The following is a 395-nucleotide window of genomic DNA, read 5'->3' on the forward strand; positions in this document are numbered from 1 at the left end:
TTTTGTATTTCCAACCTTTTTTGCCTGTGATAACTAGTTTATGAGGCAACCCTTGTTTTTTAAGCTTGTAAAGAGCTTTTAGAAGTGTTGGAATGTTTTTTCTTGGCTCCAGAGTTCCAACATAAAGTATGAATGGATAATTGAGGTTGTATTTTTGCTTAATTTTTTTGATTTCATTTTCTGGTAAGAGTTTGTAGTCCTCATCAACTCCTAGGTGAATGACTCTTATCTTTTCTTCTGAGATTTTGAAATATTTTACAGCGTCCTTTTTGGTACTGTAAGATATGGATATTATCTTATCTGCATATCTTAAGCTACGCATTAGTGCATATTTATGGGCTAGAATAGTATCCCCCCGATGGGTCTGAGGAAATTTTATGGGTACTAAATCATAG

The 395-nt window shown here is 33.7% G+C and carries 1 protein-coding gene; it reads right to left on the reverse strand.

Going from position 1 to position 395, the window contains the following annotated elements:
* The coding region (locus E3E26_RS11035) for a glycosyltransferase (RefSeq protein WP_167901368.1) at window positions 1–395 on the reverse strand (395 nt) is incomplete at both ends.

The sequence above is a fragment of the Thermococcus sp. LS1 genome (assembly GCF_012027395.1).
Lineage (GTDB): Archaea > Methanobacteriota_B > Thermococci > Thermococcales > Thermococcaceae > Thermococcus.